The following is a 9509-nucleotide window of genomic DNA, read 5'->3' on the forward strand; positions in this document are numbered from 1 at the left end:
AAAAACAATTACAAGCAAAAAATTCATTTAGCAAATCAAAAGAAAAGCGACAGCGACGAAAGAAATATACTTTGCAACAAACTGTCGCTTAAAAGTAATCCCATTGGGATAGGGCTTTGTGAATAGCCATAAGCCACTTATCGTAGTCTTTCGGAAACCACGCCTGATGGCGTAGGAAACGGAGACTTCAGACGTGGTAATTCATTTATCCACAAGTTTTCCACAATCTCGTGCCAAATAACATCGAAATGAAACTGAACTCCTTATCCTCCACAAAAATTTCCAATAAAAACAAAAGACCAGAGATTCCACAGATCCTCTCCCTTTCGGGGGAATCTGCGAAACCTCTGGTCTCTTTAAAAATACTTCTTTAATTAATTCTTTTTGATTCTTCTTGATTCTTCTTTGATTCTTTTTTGATTCTTTTTTTAATTCATTGATAGTGATTTAGCCTTAACTTGGCTCCTCCGGCGAGCAAAGCGATGCAAACTCGCTCTCGCTCCGGGTTCATCGCAACGGTGCATAAGGCTGTAAAACACACAGCCTAAGCACCGGCGATTCACACGGGTTTGCACCTGCTTTCTCGCCTTCGTCGCCCTATTGCCAATCCTGACAATTCTTCACGATAAGAAAACTTCTTCCACTATTTCACATCGAAAAAATTCATTCAATCAGAACTTGTTTCATCGATAATGACTTAGTTCTCAGAGTCCTCTTCGACCAGCTCGGATTCTTCGACTGTCTCTTCGACATCGCTCTCATCCTCGATCTCTGCGTCCTCTGTATCTTCTTCTACCTCGTCTGTGTCAGCTTCGGAATCCTCATCGGACTTTTCTTCAGAATCAACTTCCTCGGAATTGCTATCCTTGGAATCTTCCTCAGATTTCTCATTCTCATCTGCCTGCTCGCCATCGGAAGACTCGGAAGAATTGTTTTTCTCCTCATCGTCAGTTTCATCTGTGATCTCATCAGAATCAATGATCTCGTCGTCGCCGGTGATCTCCTCTTCATCAGAAGCCGTCTCATCCTTCTTGGAATCCTCCTCTGTGGTTTCATCCTTTGCGGTCTCGCCGTCCTCTGCGATTTCTTCTGTCTGATCGTTCTCAACCTCAGTCTTCTTCTCAGCTACCTCGGTTGCCGGAACTTCCTCAGTAATCTCATCCTCATTAGCTTTGATTACATTCTCAAATCCCTTGAAGAGTTTTACCTCATCCTCAGTGAGATCTGCCTCTGACAGATCAAGAGTTCCCCAGCTTGCATCATCGTTATACTGAACAGTCTGGTAAGTTGCTAACCATCCACTGTTAAGCTCAACTGCACCTTCCAGTTTCAGGTTCAGATCACCAGTTACCTCTCCACTGCTCTGTCTTCCGACGAAGGAGTAAAGCATTGCGCCTTCATCACCGTTGACCGTCACAGAGATATCTCCATCGAGCTTACCGCTGTACTGTGCACCGATGAACTTGATCTTAGATGCTCCGCTTACGGAAACAGTCAGATCACCGATCAACTCTGCATTTCTTGCAACTCCGTAAATCTCAAACTGTCCGGACTGGATATTGATCTCCGGATTTCTCTCAACACTGCCTGTCTTCGAGCTAGCATAGAGCGTTATGTAACTCCACTCGCTTTCTGCAAGACCCTCACCGGCAGTAAAGTTATGACCGTTGAGATATGCCTCTGCATCCCAGTCAAGATTGGAGATTTCCAGATCGCCGTTCAGCTCAAGTGCATACTTGGATTCGAGCTTGTAGCACTCGCCCTCTGCGGAAGTGATCGTAAAGCTTGCCTTCGGCATCTCCACACTGTCTTCAAGGTTAATATCCTTATTCAGAACAATCGTGTCGCCGTCCTCAACCTCTGCAAATGCTTTCTCAAGGCTGGTGTAACCGGTATCACCGATCATAACGGTATTCTCATCCGGCTTCTCCTTGTAGGTGATTGAAATCTGTCTTGTATCAAGCCAGTTCTCTCCATCCTTCGTCGATGCCACATTAATATAAAGCGTACCGCCCTGCTCATTTGTGAATGTCGGAGTGAATGATCCGTCATACAGCGTCCAAGTATCTGCATCCGGAGTCTCCGTTGCAGAGGAATCCGTTTCATGATAGTAAATCTCAGTACCCTTCACTGCACAACTCAGCGTTACCTCAGGTGCCTCATCAAACTCATACTTACCGTAACGTGTTCCATAAATCTTCTTTTCCGGATTCAGGGAAACGCTTACTTCTGCACTCAGAGCTTTTTCCAGAGCAACATCGATTGCATCGAGAACCTTCTGCTGTTTCTCTGCATCGTACTCATCAAGGAGATCGATGTTCGTGCTCTGCTCATAGAAGACTTCTGCAAGCAGTTCTGACAGGAAGTCCTCACATTCTTTCTGAGATTCCTCATCAAGACTAACCAGAGAAATAATCGGTCTGCTTCCGTATCCATTCGTCACGGTTACGGTTGCCTCGAGATCATCGGCGCTTCCGGTGTAAGTTCCGGTCTTGTAGATTGCACTCGGAACATTATCCGTAAATGCGCACCATACGGAAACGATCTTACTGCGGTTTCCATCCGCATCAAAGCCTGCAAACTTCACCTGAACCTTATCACCATTCTCTTTATCATTTGCATAAACAGTAACAGAACCATAGCATCTGCTTCCATTCTCCAGTGTCGGATCCGATCCGTCTGTCGTGTAGTAAACGGTTGTGTTCTCACCGGCAGAAACTCTGAGGTTTACACCGTAGCTCTTTCTTGTTACGAGAGTACTCCATCCTGCGGTTACGCTCGGTGCCATCACGGTCTCATCACTCGAATCAATCGGCTCAGAGCGCATTGCATCGATAACTGCATACTTCACTGCATCCGAAGATACGGTTGCTCCGGTGACTGCATCGACGCGCAGATCAGAGGTGCTATTTGGAACCGTCTTTGCATTTACCAGTTCTTCAAGATCTTTTCCTGCAAACTTTGAAGAAATGCCCTGCTCAGATCTCGGGAACATGTACGGACCCCAGAATGCCTCATCGCGGATATCGATGGTCTCCGTTCCATTATCCTCAATCTTGACAATTTTTCCATTAGCAACCGTAACTTTGAGCTTTGCGGTGTACGGCTTGCCAGACGGGGTATTGACGATCGAGCTTCCCTCGTATACTCTCATACCACTCTGTGCTTCCGGAATCTCAATAAACTGAACTTCCTGCTCCGTAACAGCGGAAGCTACGCCATTCTTGATGGCAACTGCCTTGACTGTGACTGTCTGGTCTGCATTTGTCTCAGGTGTGATTGTAATCACGCCATCCACTGCAGTCAGAACACTGCTTCCGTTTGCGGACGGATCACTGCCATCGATCGTGTACTTCACAACGGTGTCATCCTCTGCTTCCACAGCAAGCTCTGCGGTATCTGTTCCTGCATAGAGGAATTTCGTGCGGAAATCAGCGGTCGTCAGCTTCGGTGCATCCGGTTTCTCAACCCCATTATCCGGAAGTGCATTCTTGACTGCCTTCTTGATTGCATTTGCCGAATAAGTTGCTCCAGACTTTGCATCTACTTCATCAACAGTATCTTTCGTCTTTCCGATGAAACGAGACAAAACTTTATCCAATGCAGTCTGCCAGAAGCTCTTATTGCTTCCTGGCTCTGTTCCGTTATCTTCTACCTTCTCAATAACACCGCTCTCTGCATCATAGGTTACTTTTACTTTTGCCTCATAATTGAAGACTTCTACCATTGCAGATCCTTCTACGACTGCGCCTTCCGGCGTCGGAACTTCGCCTGCGATCATCTCGAACGTCAGGTTCTTCTCGTATCCGGTTGCCTCTACCTCGATCTCATACTTCTCACCCTTCACGAAGATTGCCTCATCGCCACTCTTTGCGTCGGTATTGATGATTCCAGTATTCGGATCGATAATGATGACAGCTCCGCGTCCGCTTGCCTGATACTTCGTTCCGTTTACAGTTACAGAAACGATCGAGGACAGGTAAGATTTGAGTTCATCTGCGGTTGCATCTTCGGTTGCCGTCAGAGACCATACACCATCTGTATTTGCAGTCGCAGTTGCCGGAACGCTCTCGGTCGTCAGAACAAAACTTGCGGTCAGTTCTGCGTACTTGTCTTTCTTATCCTTTGCAGTCAGCGTGTAGGTTCCTGCGATTGCCTTTCCGCTCCATACAACTTCACCGTTTTCAACCGTAAATCCATCTGCGATATTTCCATTCGGATCAGTGATTGTGTACTCTGCCTCGTAATCCTCCGGAACTGCATCAAGTCCGGTGATTGCCGTCTTTCCAGCCTCAACGGTTGCGCCTGCAACACCAAACTCTGCATGAGCAAACTTGAACGGTACATAGACCTCATCGTCAAGCGTGATCTCCAGCACACCATTGCTTGTGTAGTAGGTCACTCCGGTGATTGCCTTGCCCATCATCGACTCGTAATGTGCAGATTTGAGCGTATTTCCATGAGTCGTCGTCACAATACCTGCGGACCATGCAAGATTTGTTCTCAGCCAGATGTTCTCAAGGTGGCGCAGACCGTAATCCTCGCCCTTATCAGTATGAAGAACAACACCGTAAACGGTTGTATCGTTGCTGATTGCGGACGGAAGTCCGGTAAAGCTCAGCTGATAATCACCGTAATTGGTCTCCGTAGAAAGTTTTGCGCTTACACCGCTTGCGATATTTTCCTTCTCACCCTGAACCTCGCCGAAGGAAAGAGTTCCATTCTCGTCAATCGTCAGCTCCTTGTAGTAATCCGGAGTCTGAGAGAGAACATAGTAGGAGTAATCTGCACTCTCAAACAGAGCGTCTTTGCCCTTGTACTCGGTTGTCTGCTCCTGACCGCGGTTCGTCACAGTGATCGTCAGAGAATCGCTGTCTGTGATCTGCTTAAACTTGCTCAGATCTGCATCCTTTGCAACCTTAACCGGGAAGATCACACCGCTGATGTCAGTTCCATCGCTGTTTACATGATAGGAACCACCTACAAGGCTTCCTGTTCTCGTCTTTGTCTTTGTTGCAGAAGAAACGCCATCGACCGGCATCTCATTGCCCTCGACCTCTGCCTCATAGAATGCCTCATACGGGATGTTCATCAGCACATACTGATACTCATCAGATACTTCATTGTTCTTGAGTGCATTCTTAACGGCCTGCTTGATTGCATTCGAGGAAACGGTTGCTCCGGTGATGATATCGACATCATCAACCTCATCGACGGTCTTTCCTGCAAATCTCTCAAAGATCTTTGTTGCATTGTTCCAGAACATCCGGTTATTAATTCCAGAATCTGTTCCATTGTCTTTAACAGAGATAATCTTACCATCTGCATCTGTTGTTACGAGAACCTTTGCCTGATAGCTTCCATCTACATAGTCGCCTTCCTCATTCTCCTTGACAGTTGCCTCGCCCTCTTTTGCGGTCGTCGTCGGCTTCTTCTCCTCTGCGGTTACAGTTCCAACTACGTTCTTCTTGTATCCGGTCGCTGTGATCTCAAGCTCATACGTCTCGCCGGTCGTAAAGATTGCCTCATTGTTTGCTTTTGCGGTAAAGTCAATCTCTCCGGTCATCGTGTCGATGATCTTCACAGCTCCACGCCCGCTTGCAGAGTACTCGGTCTCACCAACTTTTACGCTTGTGATTGCGGACAGGTACGCACGGAATTCCTCGTCAGAAGCATCATCCGTCTTCGTGAGCTTCCAGCCATCCTCGGTCAGTGTAAATACTGCCGGAACTGCCTCCGTCTCAAGAACAAAGTTTCCAGTCAGAGGTGCATACTTGCCGGACTTATCGGTCACAGTCAATGTGTAGCTTCCTGCGGTCAGTGCGCCTTCCCAGGTCAGCTTTCCGCTCTCTGAATCGTAAGAAACAGCGGCGTTCTCGCCGAGAGAATTCTTCACCTGATACTCGACATCAAAGTCAGCCGGAATCTCTGCTCCGCTGACGGCAATTCCTGCCTCTCCTGCATCGACTGCTCCACTCTCGATCGTCAGACCCGATGCCAGTTTCACCGGAACATACACGTTTTCAGCAAACGGAATCTCCATGACTCCTGCACTCGTGTAGTAGGTCATTCCAGTCAACTTCTTGCCCATCATCGACTTGTAATGCTCAAACTGCAACGGACTTCCGTGAGATGCGGTTGTAAATCCGGCAGACCATGCAAGACTTGTCTGTCTCCAGATATTCTCAAGGTGACGCAGACCATAGTCCTCGCCCTCCTCTGTGTGAAGAACGACACCGTAAATCGTATCTGCGCTCACATCCGGCATTCCATCAAAGCTCAGCTGATAATCGCCGTAATTGCTCGTCGTAGAAAGTTTTGCGGATACACCCTCAACGTTCTTTTCTGTTCCCTCAGTCTTGCCGAAGCTCAGATTTCCATCTGCATCGATAGACACTTCCTTGTAGTAGGACGGGGTCTCAGAGAGAACATAGTAAGAGTAGTTTGCACTCTCAAACAGAGTATCTTTGCCTTCGTATGTGGTTGTCACATCCTGACCACGGTTGTTCACAGTGATCGTCACAGAATCGTTGTCTGTAATCTGTTTAAACTTGCTTAAATCTGCATCTTTCTTAATCTTAACCGGGTAGGTCACACCACTGATGTCCGTTCCGTCACTGTTCACATGATAGGAACCTGCAACAAGACTTCCATTTCTCGTCTTCACCTTCGTTGCGGAAGTAACGGCATCGACACTCTCATCGTTGCCTTCAACCTCTGCCTTATAGAACTCCTCATACGGGATGTTCATCAGCAGGTACTGATACTCCTCGGTGACATCGCTCTTCTGAAGTGCATTCTTGACTGCCTGTTTGATTGCATTTGAGGAAACGGTTGCTCCGGAAATAATATCAATATCATCTACCTCATCGGCAGTCTTTCCTGCAAAGCTCTCAAAGATCTTTGTCGCCCTATTCCAGAAAGAACGGTTGCCACTGCCCGGAACGGTTCCGTTATCCTTGACAGAAATAATATTGCCATTTCCATCAGTCGTGACGATAACTTTTGCCTGGTAGCTTCCATCTACATCGTAATCGTCGCTCTCCTCGACAGTTGCCTCGCCCTCTTTTTCAACAATCACCGGCTCCGTCTGCTTCTTCTCTCCTGCGGTCACGGTTCCGACTACATTCTCCTTATATCCGGTTGCCGTGATCTCTAGCTCATATGTCTCACCTTCTGTAAAGATTGCCTCGTCATTTACCTTGACCGTAAAATCAATTGCTCCGGTCTCCGTGTCAATGATCTTCACCGCATTACGTCCAGTTGCGGAGTATACGGTATCGCCAACTTTCACACTTGCGATTGCGGACAGGTATGCATGGAATTCCTCATCAGAAACACCTTCAGGCTTTGCAAGTTTCCAGCCATCCTCAGTCAGCGTAAATACTGCCGGAACTGCCTCCGTCTCAAGAACAAAGTTTCCAGTGAGTGGTGCATACTTGCCAGACTTATCGGTTACTGTCAGCGTGTAGTTTCCTGCATTCAGCTTTCCTTTCCAGGTCAGTTTTCCGCTCTCTGCATCATAAGAAACAGGGGCATTCTCGCCGAGAGAATTCTTTACTACATACTCGGCATCAAAGTCAGCCGGAATCTCTGCTCCGCTGACGGCAATTCCTGCCTCTCCTGCATCGACTGCTCCATTCTCAATCGTCAGACCGGATGCCACTTTCACCGGAACATATACATCTTCAGCAAACGGAATTTCCATGATTCCTGCGCTTGTGTAGTAGGTCATTCCAGTCAGCTTTTTGCCCATCATCGACTGATAATGCTCAAAGGAAAGCGGATTCCCCTTCGATGTGGTTGTGAAGCCCGTAGACCATGCAAGATTTGTCTTTTTCCAGATGTTCTCAAGATGGCGCAGACCGTAATCCTCGCCCTCCTCGGTGTGAAGCACAACTCCGTAAACAATATCTGCGCTCATATCCGGCATGCCATTAAAACTCAGCTGATAATCGCCGTAATTGCTCTTCGTGGAAAGTTTTGCCGAAACACCCTCAATGTTTTTCTCTGTGCCTTCCGTCTTGCCAAAGCTCAGATTTCCATCTGCATCAACAGACACTTCCTTGTAGTAGGACGGGGTCTCAGAGAGAACGTAATAAGAGTAATCGTCACTCTCAAACAGAGCATCCTTGCCCTTGTACTGAGTCAGCACATACTGACCACGGTTATTTATCTCAATGCTCACAGAATCGTCATCTGTGATCTGCTTGAACTTGCTAAGATCTGCATCTTTCTTGATCTTAACCGGGTAAATCACACCGCTGATGTCTGTTCCGTCGCTGTTCACATGATAGGAACCCGCAACAACACTGATATTTCTCGTTTTTACCTTTGTTGCAGACGCAACGGCATCGACGCCAGCCTCGTTGCCCTCGATTTCTCCCTCATAAAACTCCTCATATGGGATGTTCATCAGCAGGTACTGGTACTCTTCCTGATCCGGGGTATCTGGCTGATCTGGGGTATCTGGTTTGTCCGGTTTATCCGGGGTGTCTGGCTTGTCCGGCGTATCCGGTTTATCCGGAGTACTCGGATTTTCATTTGATCCGTTATTGCCATTATCCGAGCCATTATTGCCGGAATCTCCGCTGTTTGATCCATTGTTACCATTGTTGTTGGAACCATTATTCGAGCCATTGTTGGAACTTCCACCTGAGCTACTGCCACCACTGGAGCTTCCGCCGGAACTGCTTCCACCACCAGAATGGCTTCCCGAACTGGAACTTCCACTTGAACTACTGCCAGAGGAAGAACTCGTCTTCGTGCTGAATCCGAGACCCGGACGATAAACTGCCTGATCCTCCTGAGTCCACTGACCATCTGCATTTGTCGGATAATCATCCGGTGTGCGACGTCCTGCGTACATAGCGCCCTGAACGCCCGGCTGATCAGAAGATTCTGCGGAAAAATAATAGCAATATCCATCAATCCACTGCCATCCGGTCACCATATGACCCTCGGTAGCACTTCCAGAACCATTCTCAAAGAAATACCAGGTATTTTCTGCGGTTTTATACCATCCGGTATGCATCCGTCCCTCAATGCCTTCCTGTGCGGTCTCAAAATAGTACCAGAAGCCATCGATCTTCTGCCATCCAGTTACCATTTTTCCGTCCGCCGGATTCAGATAATACCATCCGCTCTCAGTCTTTGCCCAACCGGTATAAGCCTGATGATCGGAATTATAGAACTTCCATCCGCCATCTTCATTTGCCCAGCTTCCTGTAACAGAGGTTGCTGCATATCCCGGAAATCCGGTCTGAACTGCAACCGCTGCCGAAAGCATGACAAATGCTGCCTGCTTTTTCAGTGCTTTTTTCATGTTCTCCTCCTTTTGCCACAAATAGTTAGTTGATACTAACTACCTTTATGGTTTTTATGTTAGCAATAGCAAACCTTCTTTGTCAACTTCTTTACAGTTTCTTGTTGACTATTTTTATCAATGTCTTTCTCTTCTCAATTTCTTTCTGTTTTTGTTTTATTTTTCCTACTATTTTTCCATTTTT

1 protein-coding gene is annotated in these 9509 nt (G+C 47.2%); it reads right to left on the reverse strand.

The annotated features are described in order from the left end of the window. Positions 1–697: 697 nt before the first annotated feature. A complete protein-coding gene (locus ACR0QT_RS11575; RefSeq protein WP_432630920.1) occupies positions 698–9325 on the reverse strand; it encodes an FMN-binding protein in 8628 nt (2875 codons plus the stop codon). Positions 9326–9509 lie beyond the last annotated feature (184 nt).

The organism is Brotaphodocola sp., assembly GCF_050873365.1.
Classification (GTDB): Bacteria; Bacillota; Clostridia; order Lachnospirales; family Lachnospiraceae; genus Brotaphodocola.

Excerpts from the sequence above, each read along its gene's own strand:
- ACR0QT_RS11575 (WP_432630920.1), bottom strand. The coding sequence starts at position 9,325 with ATGAAAAAAGCACTGAAAAAGCAGGCAGCATTTGTCATGCTTTCGGCA.